Source organism: Bilifractor porci (genome assembly GCF_009696005.1).
Taxonomy (GTDB): Bacteria; Bacillota; Clostridia; order Lachnospirales; family Lachnospiraceae; genus Bilifractor; species Bilifractor porci.
This window is the reverse complement of record NZ_VUMV01000005.1, coordinates 147,570-168,731: the sequence shown is the minus strand read 5'-3', so window position 1 is coordinate 168,731 and position 21,162 is coordinate 147,570. Positions and strand designations below refer to the sequence as shown.

Annotated in this window: 19 protein-coding genes; 4 read left to right on the top strand and 15 right to left on the bottom strand. The window is 52.8% G+C overall.

Going from position 1 to position 21,162, the window contains the following annotated elements:
* Positions 1–68: 68 nt before the first annotated feature.
* Both FYJ60_RS08520 and FYJ60_RS08515 read left to right on the top strand, forming a co-directional pair.
* A complete protein-coding gene (locus FYJ60_RS08520) occupies positions 69–1,433 on the top strand; it encodes an extracellular solute-binding protein (protein ID WP_154458246.1) in 1,365 nt (454 codons plus the stop codon).
* Between the two features lie 32 nt (positions 1,434–1,465).
* Complete coding sequence (locus FYJ60_RS08515) at positions 1,466–3,151, top strand: helix-turn-helix transcriptional regulator (RefSeq protein ID WP_154458245.1); 1,686 nt, start codon at positions 1,466–1,468, stop codon at positions 3,149–3,151.
* Positions 3,152–3,159: 8 nt separating this feature from the next.
* On the opposite strand, the gene FYJ60_RS08510 is transcribed toward FYJ60_RS08515, so the two are convergent.
* Together FYJ60_RS08510 and FYJ60_RS08505 are read right to left on the bottom strand one after the other, a co-directional pair.
* Positions 3,160–3,942 carry a ZIP family metal transporter gene (locus tag FYJ60_RS08510; protein WP_154458244.1) on the bottom strand — a complete coding sequence of 261 codons (783 nt, stop codon included), beginning with the start codon at positions 3,940–3,942 and terminating at the stop codon, positions 3,160–3,162.
* Between the two features lie 119 nt (positions 3,943–4,061).
* Entirely contained in the window at positions 4,062–4,364 is a 303-nt protein-coding gene (locus FYJ60_RS08505) for an ArsR/SmtB family transcription factor (RefSeq protein ID WP_154458243.1), read from the bottom strand.
* 376 nt (positions 4,365–4,740) lie between these two features.
* Between FYJ60_RS08505 and FYJ60_RS08500 the strand changes: the two genes are divergently transcribed.
* Positions 4,741–5,226 carry a flavodoxin gene (locus FYJ60_RS08500; protein WP_154458242.1) on the top strand — a complete coding sequence of 162 codons (486 nt, stop codon included), beginning with the start codon at positions 4,741–4,743 and terminating at the stop codon, positions 5,224–5,226.
* A gap of 347 nt (positions 5,227–5,573) precedes the next feature.
* The gene (locus FYJ60_RS08495) at positions 5,574–7,370 is read left to right on the top strand and encodes a Na/Pi cotransporter family protein (RefSeq protein ID WP_154458241.1); all 1,797 of its coding nucleotides are present in this window, start codon (positions 5,574–5,576) and stop codon (positions 7,368–7,370) included.
* 92 nt (positions 7,371–7,462) lie between these two features.
* Here the strand turns inward: FYJ60_RS08495 and pflB are convergent, their stop codons facing one another.
* From pflB to FYJ60_RS08430, 13 genes are all read right to left on the bottom strand, one after another.
* On the bottom strand, positions 7,463–9,727 hold the full coding sequence (pflB, locus tag FYJ60_RS08490; protein ID WP_154458240.1) for a formate C-acetyltransferase: 2,265 nt from the start codon (positions 9,725–9,727) through the stop codon (positions 7,463–7,465).
* A 127-nt stretch (positions 9,728–9,854) separates the two neighbouring features.
* Positions 9,855–10,601 carry a pyruvate formate-lyase-activating protein gene (gene pflA / locus FYJ60_RS08485; RefSeq protein WP_154458239.1) on the bottom strand — a complete coding sequence of 249 codons (747 nt, stop codon included), beginning with the start codon at positions 10,599–10,601 and terminating at the stop codon, positions 9,855–9,857.
* A gap of 163 nt (positions 10,602–10,764) precedes the next feature.
* The gene (locus FYJ60_RS08480) at positions 10,765–11,466 is read right to left on the bottom strand and encodes a Crp/Fnr family transcriptional regulator (RefSeq protein ID WP_154458238.1); all 702 of its coding nucleotides are present in this window, start codon (positions 11,464–11,466) and stop codon (positions 10,765–10,767) included.
* Positions 11,467–11,695: 229 nt separating this feature from the next.
* A complete protein-coding gene (locus FYJ60_RS08475) occupies positions 11,696–12,598 on the bottom strand; it encodes a YitT family protein (RefSeq protein WP_205839034.1) in 903 nt (300 codons plus the stop codon).
* 30 nt (positions 12,599–12,628) lie between these two features.
* Positions 12,629–13,210 carry a flavodoxin family protein gene (locus FYJ60_RS08470; protein ID WP_154458237.1) on the bottom strand — a complete coding sequence of 194 codons (582 nt, stop codon included), beginning with the start codon at positions 13,208–13,210 and terminating at the stop codon, positions 12,629–12,631.
* Between the two features lie 76 nt (positions 13,211–13,286).
* Positions 13,287–14,846: a ribonuclease Y gene (gene rny / locus FYJ60_RS08465; protein ID WP_154458286.1), complete on the bottom strand. Its 1,560-nt coding sequence runs from the start codon at positions 14,844–14,846 to the stop codon at positions 13,287–13,289.
* Positions 14,847–15,074: 228 nt separating this feature from the next.
* Entirely contained in the window at positions 15,075–15,596 is a 522-nt protein-coding gene (locus FYJ60_RS08460) for a regulatory protein RecX (protein WP_154458236.1), read from the bottom strand.
* Positions 15,596–16,654, bottom strand: a complete 1,059-nt coding sequence (gene recA, locus FYJ60_RS08455) for a recombinase RecA (RefSeq protein WP_154458235.1) — start codon at positions 16,652–16,654, stop codon at positions 15,596–15,598. Before recA ends, FYJ60_RS08460 begins: the two co-directional genes overlap by 1 nt.
* Positions 16,655–17,025: 371 nt before the next feature.
* Entirely contained in the window at positions 17,026–18,471 is a 1,446-nt protein-coding gene (gene glgA, locus FYJ60_RS08450) for a glycogen synthase GlgA (RefSeq protein WP_330579161.1), read from the bottom strand.
* 25 nt (positions 18,472–18,496) lie between these two features.
* A complete protein-coding gene (locus tag FYJ60_RS08445) occupies positions 18,497–18,781 on the bottom strand; it encodes a BMC domain-containing protein (RefSeq protein WP_154458234.1) in 285 nt (94 codons plus the stop codon).
* 12 nt (positions 18,782–18,793) lie between these two features.
* Positions 18,794–19,093 carry a BMC domain-containing protein gene (locus FYJ60_RS08440; RefSeq protein WP_154458233.1) on the bottom strand — a complete coding sequence of 100 codons (300 nt, stop codon included), beginning with the start codon at positions 19,091–19,093 and terminating at the stop codon, positions 18,794–18,796.
* An 83-nt stretch (positions 19,094–19,176) separates the two neighbouring features.
* Positions 19,177–20,808 carry a phosphoenolpyruvate--protein phosphotransferase gene (gene ptsP / locus FYJ60_RS08435; protein ID WP_330579160.1) on the bottom strand — a complete coding sequence of 544 codons (1,632 nt, stop codon included), beginning with the start codon at positions 20,806–20,808 and terminating at the stop codon, positions 19,177–19,179.
* Positions 20,809–20,832: 24 nt separating this feature from the next.
* A complete protein-coding gene (locus FYJ60_RS08430; protein ID WP_154458232.1) occupies positions 20,833–21,090 on the bottom strand; it encodes an HPr family phosphocarrier protein in 258 nt (85 codons plus the stop codon).
* Positions 21,091–21,162: the final 72 nt, after the last annotated feature.

The window sequence follows — 21,162 nt, the reverse complement described above, 5'->3', positions numbered from 1 at the left end:
TGTCCCCATCTGAAACCCCCGTTTTGAGGGGGAAATGAAAAAAATATACGATTCACAGGTGACCGCATATGAAAAAACAGCCAATATTTTTATTTCTGCTCTCTTTTCTGCTTCTGGCCTGTCAGCCGGTCCTGTCCTCCTGCTCCGGAAGAAGCCATCTGAATCCTTCGGATCCCGTAACACTGACCTTCTGGCATGTGTATGGAGAACAGGTGGGCTCCCCGATGAACCTCCTGGTACAGGAATTTAATGAAACGGTCGGCATGAAGAAAGGAATCATCATCAATGTGACCAGGATGTCGAATGCTTCCGATATAGGAGAGCAGCTGCTGGCCGCACAGGCGGAGGAACCCGGCGCAGGCAGTATGCCGGATCTGTTCCTGTGTTACCCCGGAACGGCTTCTCTTCTGGGGCCGGAGAATCTGGTTAACTGGTCGGATTACTTTTCCGGGGAGGAACTGGAATCCTATGTCGATGCCTTCTTGGAAGAGGGAATTTTGCAGGATCGTCTGTGTGTCTTTCCCCTCTGTAAATCCACCCGGCTTCTTTATGTAAATGGGACGGAGTTTGACCGTTTCCTGGCCGATACCGATATCGGCTACAGCAGCCTGCGGACCTGGGACGGATTTTTCCGCACAGCGGAGAGGTACCGGGAATGGTCGGGCGGAAAGCCCTTCTGCGCGTTTGATTACCTGGTCCAGAACGTAGATCTCTGCGCACGGGAAAAAGGCGCGGCACAGATCATAAAAAACGGTTATTATGACTGCTCCGATCCGGTACTGCGAAGTACATGGAAACCGTTCGCCGAGGCACTGATCCGGGGCGATATTATCATCTCTGACCTTTACGCCAACACCCAGATGATGACCGGCGAAGTCCCTGCCGGAACAGGTTCCAGTGCCGCTGTTCTTTATTTTAATGACACAGTTACTTTTTCCGACAACACCACAGAGCCCATGAATCTGAAGGTACTTCCTCTTCCCACTTCCGCCAGTTCGGAATCAGGCTCGGACCCGCTGGCTCCTCAGACAGGCTGCGGGATCTGCGCCCTGAAAACAGACAGCAAAAAAGCCGAAGCCGCCTCGGTTTTTCTTCACTGGCTTACGGAAAGCGAGCGCAACCTGGATTTTGCCGCGGAAACGGGGTATTTCCCCGTAACCGAAGAGGCTTTTCAGGCAATTGACAGCTACAGTTTCCAGGATCCTTCCTACCGTTCCGTATACAACGCCATCCGGACGGTAAAAAATACCTGCCGGTTTGTACCTCTTCCTTCGGACAGCGGCTTTATCGAAAAAACCAACCGTCTTTATGACAGGCTGCGCGCGGAACAGTCCTCACTGACCGAACAGTACAGGGACGGAGCGGATCCGGCGGTTCTTGAATCGAAAACCTGGAAGCAGTTCTGCTCCTGTCTTGGCTCGCCGGACACCTGAAAGAAGATTTTCTGAAAGGAGCTTTTATAGAAATGACATTTTCATCCTTTTTCCGGCATAACCCGGAGGAAAATAGCGAGCTGACCAGAAAAAGGAATTCCCTGCGTTACAAGCTGTTCCGCTACATGTTTCTGCTTGCCGTACTGCTGATCGCTGCTTTTTTAATCGGGCTGTCCGTCATCAGCACCGCTTTCCGGCGCCAGAGCAGCTTTCGTTCCGCCCTGCAGATGCAGATGGCTGTTTTCTCGGATGATCTCTCCTCCGAATTTGACACTCTGCATGTATGGGGTCTCCAGATGTCCCAGTCTGTTACGGAACAGATCCGGAAATACCTGAATGCCAGCCATATGTCTTTTTCTGAAATCAATGATTCGGAAACTTCTCTGGCAGCCTTGCAGGAATCGGTCTTTGCTGCCCTGAAAGAAAAGCTTCTTCAGACTGACAGTTCCGGCGTTTTTCTGCTGCTTGACGCAACCGTGAATACCGCCCTGCCCGGCGCGGACAGTTCCCGGTCCGGCCTGTATATTCGGAAAAGCTCACCCGCAGACTCCGGAACGGAGCTTCTTCTCTATCACGGGGTTCCGGAAATCGGCAAAAAAAGCGGTGTTATGCCGCATCGGAAGTGGAAGCTGGAATTCCAGACACAGAACCTGCCAGGATATACAGAATGGAAAAAAAGTGCCGTGCCCGGCTCCTGCAGCTTCAGTGACATCTTTGTTCTGCCCGGTACCTCAGATAAGGTACTGCTGATGCTGTTTCCTCTTTTTTCTGCTGACGGCACCTTTCTGGGCGTCTGCGGTTTTGAGATGAATGACAGTTTTTTCCGGAATAAAATGGCCCAGCCTACTACACTGAGCCATCTGACCTGTATTCTTGCGGATATCCATACCGCTCCGGAGGGGCAGCCCTCCGGCATCCTGCAGATTGAAGCCGGACAATCCATGTCCTGCGGAAGCACAGACGGTTACTACCTTGCCCCTGCCGGGACACTGACTGTAACAAAAAGCCTTTCCGACAGACGTGTTCTCTGCTCTGACCGCATCACTTCCTACCTGGGAATCACCGAAAAAGTGAAGCTTGCCGGACAGAACGAGAGGTTCCGTGCCTATGTCCTGATCCCCCGGCGTGATTACCGGCAGATGTTTTTTCAGGAAGGAGCCGAGGTTGTACTGATTTTTATCTTCCTTCTTTGCTTTGCTCTTTTCTGCTGCCGCTATTTCAGCCGCCGTTTCCTGACTCCGGTACTGAACAGCCTGGAACAGCTGAAAAACAGACAAAAAACAAATCCGGAGGAAATGATTCCGGAAATCGAAGAGCTTTTTACATTGCTTTCGGAAATGGAACGTGACAGGGAAGCTGAGACCTCTGCGCTGGAAAACGAAATTGAGGATGCCCGCACAGAACTCAGCCGCATCAACAAGGAATACGATGACGCCAGACGGGAATTGTCCCGCCTGGTGTACTCCCGCAAAAAAGAAGTGGATCCGGAAAATTATCAGCAGTTCCTGAGCGGGCTGAAAACTTTAACGCAGACCGAAAAAAAGATTTTTCTTCTTTATCTCTCCGGAAAAGGAACGAAAGAAATTATGGAAGAAAAGAATATCAAGGAAAGCACTCTTCGCTATCACAACCGCAATATCTACAGCAAACTGGGAATCAACTCTCTGAAACAGCTGCTGCGGTACGCGGCGATTATGAACGGCGAGGGCTCCGATTAAGCCCGTCTTCAGCCAAGCGCCACATCCAGAGCCATCATCAGGGTAAAGCCGACGGCAAACAGCAGCACGCCGATATTGGAGTGCTCTCCCGCGGACATTTCCGGTATCAGCTCTTCCACCACCACATAAAGCATCGCGCCGGCGGCAAAGCTGAGCAGATAAGGCATGGCCGGCAAAAAGAATTCGGAAAAAGCAACCATCAGCAGGGCTCCTGCCGGCTCTACCACGCCGGAAAGCACACCGCTGGCAAAAGCCCTTGTCTTCTTCTGTCCCTCGGAGTGAAGCGGCATGGAAATAATCGCGCCCTCCGGAAAATTCTGAATAGCTATGCCGACTGCCAGCGCCAGGGCAGCTCCCGCGGAAATTCCCGAAGAGCCGGTAAGCATCCCGGCAAAGACAATTCCTACCGCCATCCCTTCCGGAATATTGTGTATGGTAACTGCCAGCACCATCAGCGTTGTCTTCGCCGCTTTGCTGCGTGGACCCTCCGCCTTGTCGGAAAAAGCGTGCAGATGCGGGGTCACGTGATCCAGCAGGAGAAGGAAAAGAGTTCCCAGCCAGAACCCGATCAACGCGGGAAGAAAGGCCAGCGATCCCATTTCTTTACTCTCTTCCATCGCAGGAATCAGCAGACTCCAGATAGAGGCCGCCACCATAACTCCTGCCGCGAAACCGGAGAGCGCCCTCTCCACCATCAGACTGAGTTCATTTTTCATAAAAAAAACACAGGCGGCACCCAGTGATGTGCCGATAAACGGAATCAGGATGCCCTGTAAAACCTGTCCTGTCATACGTGTCTCCCTCCACGGAAATCCGCCTTTTGCTGCCTCGGCGGTTTTCCCTTTGAATTTCCTTCTGAATGTTCTTTGAATGCCCCTTTGTTCCCACGGAAAGAGGCTGCTGTTTCCATTTACTCCTCGATATGCTCCTGCCCTACCTGGATGATCGTGTGAACATGCTGATCCGCCAGATGGTAGAAGATCTGTTTTCCGTCCCGCCTGGACGCAACCAGCTTGGAGGACTTCAGGATTTTCAGCTGATGAGAAACCGCAGACGTCGTCATGCCAAGGGCTTCGGCGATCTCTCCTACGCTGTGCTCATCGTCATAGAGAACAAACAGTATTCGTATCCTGGTAGAATCCCCGAACACCTTGAACAGCTCCGCAAGATCCGCCATTTCATTTTCGTCCGGAAGATTGCATTTTTTGCTCATTTTACGCTTCCCTTCTGCACGGCTTACCGGTTCTCTTCGATGTTTACCGAAGCAGGCTGACTCATCTACGCGTAACTTCTGATAGATCAGAGCCGGCAGCTTTTCTGCCCGCAGCCGAATTCTACTACCAGTATAACAACTTTATCCGTCTGCGCAAAGACGCTATTTTAAGAGCTTCTCCTGCCGGATTCCCGGCTCTTCTCTTTCTTTCCTTTTTCTTCCCGGAAAGCGCCCCGATCCTCTGATATTTCACCAAAATCCAGCTCTTTTCTCTCCGTTTTTCTGTCATCTTTGACACTCCTTACCGTCATGCGCTATAATCAGAAGCAACTGCAAGAGGTAAATTTCAGGTTTCTATCATCAGGAGGATATTTGTATGAGCAAGACTTTAGTTGCCTTCTTTTCCGCAACCGGCACAACGAAAAAGATTGCGGAGGACATAGCCGGAGAGGAACATGCGGATGTGTTTGCCATCATACCGGAAAAACCGTATACCGAAGCGGATCTGAACTGGAAGGATAAGAGCGCCAGATCTACCGTGGAGATGGCTGACCCGAACTGCCGCCCGGCAATGGCTGAACCTGTTCCGGATCTGAGTTCCTATCAGACGATCATTCTGGGCTTTCCGATCTGGTGGGGAAGAGAACCAAGCATTGTTGACACCTTCCTTACTTCCGCTGACTTTTCCGGAAAAATCATCATTCCGTTCTGCACCTCCGGGGGCAGCGGGATGGCACGGACCTGCGAGCGGATTCAGAACCTGGTCGGCAAGGAGGCGAAGGTTATGGAAGGCCGCCGGGTCGGCGGGGAAGTTTCCATGAAAGATCTGAAGCTCTGGTTTGACGGGTTCCAGCAGTGGTAATTCCGGTTTCACTGACACCGCAGGATGCCATATAACATGGTGCCTTGCCAGACAGACCATGTGTCAATAAAAGGGACTGTTCAGGCTGCCGCTTTGCGGCAGTCTTTTTTTATTTCTGCGGATCGTGCCGCGTTTCTTTTCCTGACAGCTATGCAAGGCGTCGGCTTTTTTCCTTTCCTCCCTTCGGAAGCACAACGTTTCGTTTCCGTAAACCCGGTCTGAAAATGATATAAAGTTTATATAGAATTAACATACCGTAAACACACCTCCGGTAGATGGTCCTCCCTGTACCCGATACAATAGACTGGAACTATTGTGTAGCGAAGCCAATGACAGAGGTACCATTTATGAATGAAAATGTACAGATTGTTTTCGGTCTGCTGGGCGGACTGGCTATTTTCCTGTTCGGCATGAACATGATGAGCGAGAGCCTGCAGAAAGCAGCCGGGGAAAAAATGAAGACCGTGCTGGGCGTCCTGACCAAAAACCCGGTTATGGGCGTCCTGTCCGGCGCACTTGTCACTGCGGTCCTGCAGAGTTCCTCCGCCACCACCGTGATGGCGATCGGCTTTGTCAGCGCCGGCCTGATGACCTTGCCGCAGGCGATTTCCATTATTTTCGGCGCCAATATCGGCACAACCATGACGGCGCAGATTATTGCGTTTAATCTCAGCGACTACGTCTACATCATCATCTTCGCCGGTTTCATCCTGATGCTTCTGGCGCGGAAAGAAAAACTGCGCTATGTAGGCCGCACCATTCTTGCCTTCGGCCTTCTTTTCGACGGCATTGACATCATGGGCTCGGTAATGAAGCCTCTGGCTTCCAGCCCGTTTTTCCTGAACCTGATCGACCGGGTTGCGGACAATCGTTTTCTGGGCGTGCTTGTGGGAATGCTGATGACCCTGGTTGTACAGAGCTCCTCTGCCACAATCGCCGTTCTTCAGAACTTTGCCTCACAGGCTGCCGCCGGCACCACAGCCAGCATTATCGGACTTTCCGGCGCCATTCCGATTCTTCTGGGCGACAACATCGGTACCACCATCACAGCGATTCTTGCGAGTCTGACCCAGAATAAAAATGCCAAAAGAACCGCTCTGGCTCACTGCATCTTTAATGTCAGCGGAAGCCTGCTCTTTATCTGGTTTGTAGGACCGTACTCCAGACTGATCCAAATGCTTTCCCCAAAGGGAAACGAGGTCGATGTGATTTCCCGGCAGATTGCCAATGCTCACACCGGATTTAACGTGATTATGACGCTGATCTGGACGCCTCTTCTTCCCCTCATGGTAAAGATTGTGAAGAAGCTGCTTCCGGGCAGGGAAGAGGAGGCTGTTGTCAGTGCTTCTGTTCCTAAATATCTTGACAATCAGCTGATCGGGCAGCCGCTTCCTTCCATCCACCTGGTCTCCCGTGAGATCCTGCATCTGGGTCATATGGTTCAGATGATTCTGATAAAAGCGGAAAGTTTTACGCTGAAGAACTGCGGAGAGCTGCTCGGAGAAGTGCAAAAGGGGGCAGCAGCCATCCGCGCTGTCAATGAACGGATAGACGAATATACCTCTGCCATGTTTGCGGACGGAAGCCTGACGGAGGAGCAGGCATCCAGAGTGACCGAAGCCATTCTGATAAAAAGTGATTTTCTTCGGATCGGTCTGCTGTGTGAGGATATTCTGTCTGACATAACAGCGAACGCGTCTCAGAAAAAGCAGCTGTCCAAGGAGGCAGTGAAGGATCTGAAGGATTCCCTGCATCAGATCCGGCAGCTCTACGACAATATCCTGAGACAGATGATCAACGGAACCTTAAGTGCGGAGGCAGACCTGCAGGTAAAGACGCTCCGCCAGGAAATTTTCTCCCAGGACGAGCGGCTGCGCCGCCGCCACATGAAGCGGGTGAGCAAGAACAAATGTGCCTCTGCCCTGACCAACACCTTTAACGATATGCTGAACGAGCTGGTACGGATGGGCACCTGCTGTGTGAACCTGAGTGATCTCTCGGTCGGTGATGTCAGCTTCCATGAGCTTCTGCAGGGAGAGCCTGTGCCGGGAAGCGCTTCTCCGGATGAAGAAGAATCCGCCATTCTCCAGCTCGTTGAGAATGCCGGAAAGGCCGCAGGCCCGGTTCCTTCCCCGCAGCAGTAAGTCAGGAGCCGGAAAGAGCCGCCGTTTTCCTTTTGTTCAGGAAACGACGGCTCTTTTTATGCAGCTGTCTGCTGCCCGATGCAGGCAGTCCGTTAAATTCTCTCGTGCGCGTTTCTCGCGATGACATCCAGCTGCTGTTCTCTGGTCAGGTCAATGAATTTGACCGCATAGCCGCTGACACGGATAGTAAAGTTCGCGTATTCCGGTTTTTCCGGATGCTCCATGGCATCTTTCAGCTTATCCAGCCCGAACACGTTGACATTCAGGTGGTGTGCCCCCTGATCGAAATAACCGTCCAGGACATGGACAAGATTTTCCTTTCTCTCCGTGTCGCTGTGCCCCAGCGCATTCGGACTGATGGTCTGCGTGTTGGAGATGCCGTCCAGCGCATACTCATACGGAAGTTTCGCCACACTGTTCAGCGATGCCAGCAGCCCGTTCTGCTCCGCTCCGTATGCCGGATTTGCTCCCGGCGCAAACGGGGTAAATGCTTTTCTTCCGTCCGGAAGCGCTCCGGTCGCCTTTCCGTAAACCACATTGGAGGTAATGGTCAGAATAGATGTCGTCGGCTCCGAGTTGCGGTAGGTATGGTGCTTCCTGATTTTTGTCATAAAGGTCTTCAGCAGCCATACGGCAATCTCATCCGCGCGCGGGTCATCGTTTCCGTATCTCGGAAAATCCCCCTCGATCTGATAATCGGTCACAAGGCCGGAAACATCCCGCACCGTCTTTACCCTGGCATATTTGATGGCCGACAGGGAGTCCACCACATGGCTGAACCCGGCGATACCGGTCGCGAAGGTTCTTCTGACATCGGTATCAATGAGTGCCATTTCCGCCGCCTCATAATAATATTTATCATGCATATATTGAATCAGGTTCAGGATGTTGACATAAAGCCCTGCCAGCCAGTCCATCATCAGGTCATACTTGTGCATCACCTCCGTATAATCCAGGTACTCGGAGGTAATCGGCGCGTATTCCGGGCCGACCTGCATGGGAGAACCATCTTTATCCTTAAACTTCTCGTCTTTTCCTCCGTTGATGGCATAAAGCAGGCACTTGGCCAGGTTCGCCCTTGCCCCGAAGAACTGCATCTCCTTGCCCGTCTGTGTGGCGCTCACGCAGCAGCAGATGCTGTAGTCGTCGCCCCAGACCGGTTTCATGACATCGTCATTTTCGTACTGGATGGAGGATGTTGTAACAGAGATGGATGCCGCGTATTTCCGGAAGTTTTCGGGCAGTCTGGAGCTGTACAGCACCGTCAGATTCGGCTCCGGAGACGGCCCCATATTCTCCAGGGTATGAAGGAAACGGAAATCCGTCTTTGTTACCATGGAGCGTCCGTCCAGCCCCGTTCCCGCGACCTCCAGCGTTGCCCATACCGGATCGCCGGAGAACAGCTGGTTATAGCTCGGAATCCGGGCAAATTTCACGACACGGAACTTCAGGGTAATCTGGTCTATCAGCTCCTGTGCCTCCTTCTCGGTAATTTTCCCTTCCTTCAGGTCTCTGTCCAGATAAATATCCAGGAAAGTGGAAATTCTTCCGACCGACATGGCCGCGCCGTTCTGCGTCTTGATCGCCGCCAGATAACCGAAGTAGAGCCACTGGACAGCCTCTTTTGCGTCCCGCGCCGGAGCCGAGATGTCATACCCGTAGGCTTCCGCCATTTTCTTCATTCCCTGAAGTGCCCGGATCTGCTCGGCAATTTCTTCCCTCTGACGGATCACATCATCGGTCATGGTTCCGTCCCCGCAGTTATCAAAATCCTCCCGCTTCTTTTCCACCAGGAAATCAATTCCGTACAGCGCGACCCTGCGGTAGTCGCCGACAATTCTTCCTCTGCCGTAGGTATCCGGAAGCCCGGTTACGATATGGGAATGTCTTGCCCTTTTCATTTCCGGCGTGTAGGCGTCAAACACCGCCTGGTTATGTGTCTTGTGGTACTCATTGAATATTTTATGGAACTTGTCGTTGATATGAAAGCCGTAGTTTTCCGCGGCTTCTTCCGCCATCTTGATTCCGCCGTAGGGCATAAAAGCTCTTTTCAGCGGCTTGTCTGTCTGAAGTCCCACGACCTTTTCCAGGTCCTTGTGTTCCGGGTCAATATACCCAGGCCCGTAGGAAGTCAGCCCTGAAACGACCTCTGTCTCACATTCCAGGACGCCTCCCCTGGCACGCTCCTCCTTCTGAAGTTCCTGGATTTTATCCCACAGCTTTGCTGTTGCCTCTGTCGGGCCTTCCAGAAAGCTCTCGTCGCCGCTGTAGGGCGTATAATTGTTCTGAATAAAATCCCGCACGTTGATATCGTCCGTCCATTTGGTTCCCTTGAAAGTTCTCCACTCTTCTCTCATACACATATGCCCTTTCTTTGTCTGTTACAGATATGATTTACCGGTTACCGTTTTTGCCGCAGGTAAACTCCCCTTTCCCCTGTAAGGGGCTGCACGATAAGGATATGTCCGCTGCCGCAAAATCCTTTCAGGCAATTTCCGCTTCTGCGCCGGCACGGAGTATTTTTTCCGCATTCCGTACCTGCTGTCCTGTCGGCGGTTTTACATTTTTCAGCGGGTATTCCAGCCCAAGCTCTTTCCACTTGTACGCCCCCAGGGAATGATAGGGAAGAACCTCTACCTTCCGGACATTGGTAAGCGTGTCCAGAAACCTTCTCTCTGCCAGCAGATCCTCCGGCGCGTCCGTCCATCCCGGAACAAGCACCTGCCGGATCCAGACCGGCTTTCCGATTTCGGAGAGGAAACGAAGCATATCCAGAATATTGTCATTCGGCACTCCCGTAAGCCTCCGGTGCTTTTCCGGATTCATCTCCTTGATGTCTACAAGAAGCAGGTCGGTGACATCCATCAGCTTCCGGAAAGAAGTGAACCAGGGCTCCCGGCGGGTAAACGGCTGTCCCGCTGTGTCAATGACCGTGCTGATGCCCCTCGCCTTTGCTTTCTGAAACAATTCCAGGAGAAAATCCATCTGCAGCAGCGGCTCCCCGCCGGAAACAGTAATTCCTCCCTCGCTGCCCCAGTAGTTTCTGTACCGCTCCGCCGCGTCCAGCAGTTCATCCACAGAACGCCTGTCGGACGTCCTCCCGTCCCAGGTATCGGCATTGTGACAGAACTTGCAGCGCATGGCGCATCCCTTCAGGAAAATAACATACCGGATTCCGGGGCCGTCCACGGACCCGAACGATTCTGTGGAATGAATATTTCCTCTGATCATGGCAAAACCCTTTCTGCTCTGAAAAACCTAAAAGCCGCCTTCCCGAAAGGGAAGACGGCTCTTCTTTTGCCGGTCCGCTTCTGCTCTCCCGGGAACACCCTGAGAATAACAAAAGCCGGAAAATGATTCTTTGATTCAAATCAAGTAACCGCTGTATTCTTTTTTATACCGTTTCCGCCAGCTTCTTCAGCTCCTCCTTGTGCAGAATCTTCAGCCTGCCTCTTCCGACCCGTTCAATCATGCCCTCCCGTTCCAGCAGCGCAATGTTGCGGCTGACGGTTTCCGTGCGCAGGTTGATGGAGGACGCGATATCCTCCAGCTTCAGGTGGATTTCATTCCCCAGGCACCTGGTGTCGCGGTGCAGCAGAAATTCCGCCACACGCTTTTTAGGTTCACGGATGGAGAGCAGCAGGATCTTTTCCTCCGCGTCATCCAGGTCCACACTTAACATTTCCAGAAGATTCATGGCCATCTGCGGGTTTCTGCGGAAAACATTCAGCAGCTCCTCCCGCGGAATCTGGCATAGCCTGACATGTGTCAGGCAAACCACATCATAATGATAATAGTGTTCCTTCAGAAAGATCCCGTGCCAGATGGCCTGTCCGTCGTGAAGGACGTCCAGGATATGTTCCTCCCCGGAGGCATCCGTGTGGCAGATTTTTACCTTTCCCCGGCGGATAATCAGCACCGATTCTATCCCGTCTCCTTCTGACGCAAGATAGCTTCCTTTCTCATGGTCTGTGTGAATGGCCTTCTGGACCAGCTCCGCCTGAAGATCATGCGGAATATCCCGGAAAAGCCGGATGGACGAAATGCAAAAGGGGGTTCCCCTGCGGTATTCGCAGGGACATTGTTTCTGTTCCATAAAAATCTCCGTTGTGTACAGCAGGCAGACTGCCGCATCCCCGGGCTGATGCCGCGGCAGCATCTGCCTCCTGAGTTATCTTTTTCTGTCAGGCCGCCTGTATGCACATGCCAGGCCGCTCCGTTTCCGGTCCGGCTGACGCGCCTTTGTGTCCTTCCCTTCTTTACGGTCTCAGGTCATGCCCGCCGCCGTTCCGGGGGCTCGCTTCTTTATTCCCATGCGGACAGGCTCAGAGGGAGGGCTGCTGGAATTTGCCGATCAGCTTCTCGGATTTGGTAACGTTGATGATGCTGGACGGGTCTACCTTACGGATCAGATCAATGGCTTCGCTCATCTCGTAGCTGGACGTAACGGCGAGCAGCACCCAGGTCTCGTTCCCGGTATAGCCCCCGGTCCCGTGAAGAATAGTAATTCCATGGGAGAACCGGTCCAGATAAGCTTTCACAACGCTGTCCTTTTCCCGTGTGATAATCTGCAGCATCACCCGCTTGTAGCGGCTGTGGAAAGTGCTGATCATCCGCGTGGATATGAACTGGAACAGAATAGAGTAACCGGCCTGCTCCCAGCCGCTCAGAGCCCCGAAAATAACGAGCTGCACGCAGTTAAACGCGAATACCTGCATCCAGATCTCATTTCCGGTTTTCGTGGACACATAGAGGGCAATAAAGTCTGTGCCTCCGGTCGAGGAGGCACCCTGCAGGGCAACAGCTGTCCCGAACCCCCAGGCTGCTCCGCCGAAAATCACGTTCAGAATATTCTGACTGAAAATAGCGTAGACAGGGAGGATGTGCACAAAGAACGAATAGCAGATTACCTGCAGAAGCGAAAAGGCGACAAATCTTCTGGAGATTTTTTTCAGGCAGAAGAACGCTACCGGAATGTTAATGCCCAGATAGAAGGCCGTTACGGGCACAGACAGTCCCAGACGGCTGCAGATCAAGGTCAGCAGCCGCGACATGCCCATCACGCCGCCCGGAAGAAGGTTGGCCTGTTCGATCAGTGTATTGCTGGTAACAGCCATAATCAGCGCCGACAGAACCGAAGCGGCGGCGGATACCAGATATTGTTTTCCGAATTTTGGCTTCACATGCAGATCCCTCATCAGCTGCAAAACACAGCTTTTCACGCTCATTCCTGTTGTCTTCGCGAGAGCATTCCGGACTTATCCGATAAAGTTCGTGGTGGGTTTTTGAGCGGGCTGGGGCTGCGGAACGCCTGCCGCCTTTCCGGCCTCTATGCTTTTCAGTATCCAGGCAAGATTTTTTCCAAGCCGTTTGATCACATAGGCGCCCTCTTCATCCTTCTGCACGTCCTCCGGCCGCATTCCGTGAACCATGGTCCAATAGCAGGATGTCACAATCGGCATTTCGTTGATGGCCGGATATTTGGCAAGTACATCCAGAGAGGCAGTTGTTCCAGCGCGCCTTGCGGATGTAACCACAGCCGCCGGTTTGTACTTCATTTCTTTCCCTGCCACGGAAAAAAGCCGGTCCAGGACAACCTGGATTTCGCCGGACGGAGACGCGTAGTAAACCGGGGCGCCGAATATAAAACCGTCTGCCTCCGCGCACTTCTCCTTCAGCGTTTTTACCAGTGTATTCAGGTTTCCGTTGACGGAATCCGCGCCGGCAAAAACGAGCTCTGAATCAATCCCTTCTTCCTTCAGGGCGCCCGCCGCAATCTGCAGGGCCGCTTCGGTACATCCGTGCTCTCTCCTGCTTCCGTTGATCATTAAAACCTTCAAGTCCCTTCTCCCTTCTGTTAAAAAAACCGGCTCCCGAAACACTGAACAGTCAGTATTTCAGGAACCGGCCTTGTCTTTACTTTGCGTAATCAGTTACGCGGCTTTCACGAATTACATTTACTTTGATCTGTCCCGGATACTGAAGCTCATCCTCAATCTTCTTGGAGATGTCTCTGGCCAGCAATACCATATCGGCATCGCTTACCTGCTCCGGTACAACCATTACGCGTACTTCTCGTCCTGCCTGAATAGCAAAAGATTTCTCAACTCCCTGGAAGGAGTTGGCTATGTTCTCAAGGTCCTTTAATCTGTTGGTATAAGTTTCCAGTGTCTCGCGGCGTGCGCCCGGCCGTGCTGCCGAGATAGCATCCGCTGCCTGAACAACGCAGGCAATAAGCGACTGCGGCTCCACATCCCCGTGATGTGATTCCACAGCGTTGATAACGACTGCGGGCTCTTTGTACTTCCGGCAGAGATCCGCGCCGATCTGAATATGTGAACCTTCCACCTCGTGGTCGATTGATTTTCCGATATCATGCAGAAGTCCCGCACGCTTTGCCATGCGGACATCCAGCCCGATCTCACCCGCAAGCAGACCGCTCAGCTGTGATACCTCTATGGAATGCTTCAGCGCATTCTGTCCGTAGCTGGTACGGAATGTCATGCGGCCAAGCAATCTGACCAGCTCCGGATGTACACCGTGAACGCCCACTTCCTGAAGCGCGTTCTCGCCTTCTTCCCGGATCCGGTTTTCCACTTCTTTTCTGGCCTTTTCCACCGTCTCTTCAATACGAGCCGGATGAATACGGCCATCCACAATCAGTTTTTCCAGTGCGATTCTTGCGACTTCGCGCCGGATCGGGTCGAAGGATGAAAGAACAACTGCTTCCGGGGTATCGTCAATAATCAGATCCACACCGGTAGCCTGCTCTAATGCACGGATATTACGTCCCTCGCGTCCGATGATGCGTCCCTTCATCTCATCTCCCGGAAGCTCCACAACGGAAATTGTGGATTCCGAAACATGATCGACAGCGCATTTCTGTATGGCGGTAACCACATACTCCTGCGCCTTCTTGTCCGCATCTTCTTTTGCCTTGGTCTCATACTGTTTGTAGATCCTTGCAGCATCGACCTTTGCTTCTTCTTCAACAGATTTTAAGAGAAACTCTTTTGCTTCTTCGGAGGTCATGCCGGAGACTTTCTCCAGCTCCTGTACGCGCTGTTCTTGTAATTCGTTAACCTGCTTTTCCTTTTTCTGTAATTCCTTTTCCTTTGCTGACAGTTCACCTTCCCGACGCTCCAGCGTATCCGCCTTCCTGTCCACGGTTTCTTCCTTGGACAGCACGCGTCTCTCATACTTTTGCAGCTCCGAACGGCGTTCCTTGTATTCCTTGTCCCGTTCGTTTTTCAGCTTCAGGTTTTCTTCCTTTGCTTCGAGAAGAGCCTCCCGTTTTTTAGTCTCGGCAGTTTTAATTGCCTCGTCTATAATTCCTCTGGCCTTCTCTTCCGCTGTTCCGACCTTTTCCTGATCCTCACGGTTTTTTCTGGCCACCGCCAGTTTTCCCGCGATTGGAGCTGCAATAAGCGCAGTGACCACCACAGCAACGACCACAGAAATCACCTGGATTAACATGGGGTTCATTACAGGGTGTACCTCCTTATTCAATTTTCATTGTACAATCACAACAGAATTATTTTAGCCTTTTCGTACATTATTGTCAATGTGCAAACCCTGCTGCAATTCTGCTTCCCGGCACTTTTCTCCCTTTCTTTCTGCCGGAAAGCGATGCTGCTTTTCCCGGTGCTTTTGCGCAGCTTTTTCCGGCGCAGGCTCCTCCGGATTCAATTCTGAAAGGTCTTTCTATGCGGGGAAATCCTGCTTTTCCTGATACTGTCGGACCGCGCTCCAGATATCGCCCGTGCGGAAGCCTCTGCGGGCCAGATACCCGAACAGCTTCCTCAGCTCCTTTTCTTCCAGCGGATGCGGCGCTCCCGCCCTTTTGCACAGTAATGCATAAATCTGCTCCGTCTCGTTTTCCGGAATCCGGGAGAGGGCATTTTCCACTGTCTCCTCCGCAATTCCTTTTTCCTCCAGCTCCCTGCGGATCCGGCGCCGGCTTTTTCTTCCCTGCATGCCGAACACATAATTTTCCGCATACCGCGTGTCATTCAGATAGCCGAAGGAGGCGACATAGGAAATGCCTTCCTCCGCCGCCTTTTCATCGAACCCCGCTTCCAGCAGCCTGTCCCGCAGCTCCTTTTCTGTGCGGTCCCTGTACAGAAGCAGATCCATGGCTTTTTTTCTGGGATCCCGGTTTTCTGCGTGACCAGAATCGTGTTCAGAAGAAGCCCGTTTTCTTCCGTCCGGATACCGGAAGTCCATTATTCTTCCTCAGAAGCCGCTTCCGGTATACGGCCGTCCTTCCCGGCCTCCGGATCGTTCAGGACAGGGAAGCCGTTGGCCGCACGCACCTTATTCTCAACCATAAGCATAAAATCCGGGTGTTCGGTAAGATAGAGCTTCGCGTTTTCTCTGCCCTGCCCGATTTTTTCATTATTGTAGGCGTACCATGCGCCGGATTTCTGGATGATGTCCTGTTTTACGGCAAGATCCAGGATGTCTCCCTCCCTGGATATGCCTTTTCCGAACATAATATCGAATTCCGCCTCCCGGAAGGGCGGTGCGACCTTATTTTTTACAACTTTTACGCGGGTGTGGTTTCCGACCACGACGCCGCCCTGCTTCAGCGCCTCTACACGGCGGACATCCAGCCGGACAGAGGCATAGAATTTCAGGGCACGCCCTCCGGTTGTGGTCTCCGGATTTCCGAACATGACGCCGACCTTTTCCCGGAGCTGGTTAATAAATACCACGCAGCAGTTGGTCTTGCTGATGGCAGCTGTCAGCTTCCGGCACGCCTGGGACATCATTCTTGCCTGCAGTCCCACATGGGCGTCTCCCATCTCTCCGTCGATCTCCTGTCTGGGGACAAGGGCAGCCACGGAATCCACGATAATGATATCCACAGCGCCGGAACGCACCATGGTCTCGGTAATTTCCAGCGCCTGTTCACCGGAATCCGGCTGGGAGATGTAGAGGTTATCCACATCGACCCCGATATTCCCGGCATACACCGGGTCCAGGGCATGTTCCGCGTCAATAAAACCCGCGATGCCGCCGCGCTTCTGCACCTCCGCCACCATATGAAGGGCAACGGTGGTTTTTCCGGAGGATTCCGGTCCGTAAATCTCTACAATTCTTCCCCGCGGAATTCCGCCGACCCCCAGAGCGATATCCAGACCGAGGGATCCTGTCGGAATTGCCTCCACGTTCATCTTTGCGGCAGAATCTCCCAGCTTCATGACAGCACCTTTCCCGTACTGCTTCTCAATCTGTCCGAGCGCGGCATCCAGTGCCTTCATTTTTTCTTCACTAGCCATAATCATTTCCTTTCCGACAGCAGACCAGCCGCCGATGCCGGACATGCGGCAGCGCCGTCCGGCGAACAAATGTTCCGAACAAATGTTCGATTCGGCATAATCATACCGTTTTTTTTTCTTTCTGTCAACACAAGATCTCAGCGGAAATCACCCGGAGAACTCCGGATGAAAAGACAGTTTTTTTATACCACATTTCCGGTCATAAGTCCATAAACCAGGGGCTGCCGCCCTGCGCCTGACAGCGGATATTTTTCAAACTACCCGCTGTCCGCGCAAAAGCGGCAGCCCCTCTTCTGCCTGTCCCGTCCGGCCCTGAACAGCCGCACCGTTTTCCATTCCGCTGCTGCCCGGCCGCGCGGGCAGGAAAAATTTTAATATCCGATCAGCCAGTCATACAGCTCCTGATACTGCATGGCTGCCGTGTGCCAGCTGAAGTCCTTCTCCATGCCGCGGTCTACGATTTTGTTCCAGTCACGCCTCTTGTCGTAATAGATTCTCTCCGCGTAGCGGATGGTTCCAAGCATTTCATGCGCGTTGTAATTGGCAAACGAGAAGCCGGTCCCGGTATTTTCATACTCATTGTAAGGCTCAACCGTATCCTTCAGGCCGCCGGTCTCGCGGACAATCGGCACGGTCCCGTAGCGCAGGCTCATCAGCTGGCTCAGACCGCAGGGCTCAAACAGGGAAGGCATGAGGAACGCGTCACAGGATGCGTAAATTCTGTGGGAAAGATCGTTGGAATAGAAAATATTCGCCGATACCTTCTTGTCGTATTTCCAGGCAAAGTGGCGGAACATGTTCTCATACTTGGCCTCTCCGGTTCCCAGGACAACCAGCTGGATGCTGTCCTGGCACATCTCGTCCATCATATAGGCAATCAGGTCCAGTCCCTTCTGATCCGTCAGCCGGGAGACAATCCCGATCATCATGACCTTCGGGTCTGTCTCCAGCCCCAGCTCCTGCTGGAGAGCCAGTTTGTTCTTGACCTTTTCCTTCCGGAAGTTTTTTACGTTGTAATGCTGCGCAATACACGGATCTGTCTCCGGATTGTACTCGTTGTAATCAATACCGTTGACAATTCCGCGCAGATCGTTGGCACGGGCACGCATCAGCCCGTCCAGCCCCTCTCCGTAGAACGGCGTCTTGATCTCTTCCGCATAGGTCCTGGACACCGTGGTGATGGCGTCCGCGTAGACCAGGCCGCCCTTCAGATAATTGGCGTCCCGATTGTATTCCAGTTTATCCGGCGTAAAGTAGTAGTCGGAGAGGCCGGTAATGCTTTTGATGCTCTCCTTATCCCAGATGCCCTGGAACTTCAGGTTATGGATGGTCATGACGCTCTTGATGTTGTGAAAGAAATCATTTCCCTGGAAGCGCTCGTGCAGGTAGACCGGGATCAGGCCCGTCTGCCAGTCATGGCAGTGAATCACGTCCGGATGAAAATTGACAACCGGAAGAATAGAGAGAACTGCCTTGCTGAAAAAGGCAAACTTCTCCAGATCCCAGGGCATTCCGCCGTAGATCTGGTCACCGGAGAAATGCTCCTCATTATCGATAAAATAATAGGTGATTCCATCCAGCTCCAGCTTAAAGACGCCGACATACTGCTGGCGCCAGTTCAGATCCATATAAAAATTGGTGATATACTGCATCTGGCTGGTATATTTCTCCGGAATGGCCTTATATTTCGGCATGACCACCCGGCAGTCAAAGTATTCCTTCTGAAAATACTTCGGCAGCGATCCGACGACATCCGCCAGCCCGCCTGTCTTGATAAAGGGAACGCATTCGGAAGCAGCAAACAAAATATTTTTCACAACGGATCTCCTCCTCTCTGTCCCGTCACATTTTTCCGGCCTTCCAGTCGGCCATCACCCGCATGGTTTCCTCCGCGGGTCCGGAAATAACGGCGGAAGCCACTACCTCACAGGGAGGATTTTCAGTCGCTGCCTGCACGGCAGCCGTTACCGCTGCCACATCTCCTCCTACAACAACGGTATCATGACCGCCGTTTCTGGTATACCTTGCCTGAAACGTCACATCCGCGGCCTTGCACATTTTATCCAGGACAACAACGCCGTTTGCCGCCCCCAGGACCTCCACAAGACCCAACGCACCGAATTTCATCCTGAGCGCCTCCTATTTCAAAATCGTCGCCTGCATGGCGGTTTCTGTATCCTCTGACGGGGCGGGAATGACATGCTTTCCCGTCAGCGTTCCGTATTTTGCTCCGGCGGCCAGAGCCGCCTCCATAGCGGCGCGGACATCTGAGACGGTTCCCCTGATTTTTACACAGGCGCCGGCCTTCAGACGGTTTCTTTCCACACCCTGTACGGCAATATCCGCCGCCTTTGCAGCCGCATCCATGGCAACCAGACAGGCAACCATATTATCAAATTCAAAGATTCCGATGGCTTTTCCCATCCAAGAACTTTCCATAGCAGCAAAACTCTCCCATGCGTATCATCTATTGTTTCCACCCGGCGGAAAATTTTTCTTATCCGCACAGACGGTCTTTCTTCCTACTCCTTTTCCGGATAAGCATGGCTCTTCCGGATGGCATCCCTTACAGGCAGGATCATGGACGGGGACACGGACAGCTCATCCACTCCCATGCGGAGAAATGTCTCGGTGAGAGTCGTATCCGCCCCCAGCTCTCCGCAGATTCCTACCCAGGCTCCGCCCTTATGGCCGTTTTCTATCGTCATGCGGATCAGGCGGAGGATCGCCTTGTGATGCGGGTTATAAAATACATCGAGCCGGCTGTTCTGCCTGTCCATGGCCAGTGTGTACTGCGTCAGGTCATTGGTGCCGATGCTGAAGAAATCCACCTTCCTGGCCAGATCGTCACTGATCAGCGCCGCAGCCGGCGTCTCAATCATGACGCCCTCTTCCACATCATCCTTAAACGGTATTTTATCCGCCGTCAGTTCCTTCTTTACCTCTGCGACAATCGTGTGAATCTTATCCAGCTCCTCCACAGAGGTGATCATCGGATACATGATAGCCACTTTGCCGAAAGCGCTGGCCCGGAAAATCGCCCGCAGCTGTGTCTTGAAAATATCCGGCCTTGTCAGACAGATCCGGATCGCCCGATAGCCGAGCGCGGGGTTGTCCTCCTTCTCCAGCTCCAGATAATCCGCCTTTTTATCCGCGCCGATATCCAGCGTGCGGATAATCACGCGTTTTCCGGCCATGGTTTCCACAACCGCCTTGTATGCCTGGAACTGCTCTTCCTCCGTCGGAAGGGAATCCCTTCCGATATACAGGAACTCGCTGCGGAAAAGTCCCACGCCGCCTCCGTCGTTGGAGAGCACGGCAGCTACATCCTTCAGGCCTCCGATATTCGCGTAAAGGTTGATCTCTTTTCCATCCAGCGAAATGTTTTTCTTCCCCTTCAGCTCCTGCAGCAGCCTGCGGGCCTCCAGGTCCCTGTCTCGTTTTTCCTCCATCTCATGAAGGGTCTCTTCGTCTGGATCCAGATAAAACGTCCCTGTGTGCCCGTCAACTGCCGCCAGTTTCCCGTTCCAGTCCTCCCGGATCGGGATGTCGATCAGCGCGGGTATGTTCATGGTTCTTGCCAGGATGGCCGTGTGGGAGTTTGAGGATCCGAGGCGGGTGACAAACGCCAGTACCTTTTCCTTATCCAGCTGGACCGTCTCGCTGGGCATCAGGTCGTCCGCGATGATGATAGACGGCTCCTCGAAGCTGTGCATTTCGTCCTCTCCGGTAAGAACCCGGATCAGGCGCTCGGAGATGTCCTTCATATCCGCGGAACGGGCCTTGAAGTACTCGTCCTCCATCTCCGCAAACATTTTGGAAAAGTTTTCCCCGGCCACGGCGACCGCATATTCCGCATTGACATTCTGGGTGCGGATCGCGTTCTCAATGGCTTCGCAGAAATCTTCATCCTCCATCAGCATGGCATGGACATCAAAAATGGCGGCGTTTTCCTCGCCGACCTTTTTTACCGAATCATCATGCAGCTGCCGGAGCTGGGCGACGGATTTTTCGCGGGCCTCTTTGTAGCGGGCTACCTCTGCCTCCGTATCTTCAATCTTTTCACGGCGGACCGTGGTTTCCTTTTTACCGTAATAGAGAAGCGGCCCGATTGCCACACCCTTAAAAATGGATTTCCCCTGAAAAACTTCCACAGGCTTCACCTCCTGACAACCGAATTACAGATGCTCCTTAAAGAATTTCTCCATCTCCGCCGCGGCAGCCTCTTCATTTTCCCCGCTGACCTCTACCGTGACTTCCGTGCCCTGCTTGATTCCGAGTCCCATCAGCTTGATCAGCTTCTTTGCGCTCGCGCTCTTGTCTCCCACACGAATGGTGACATCCGCCCCACATGCCTGCGCCGCATTTACCAGTTCCCCGGCCGGTCTTGCGTGAATGCCTACCGGATCTGTGATAACATACTGAAAACTCTTCATGAATCAGTTCCTCCTGTTTTTATCGTGTCAATATGATAATGATTACAGCGTTGTTATCAGTCATGTCCCCCG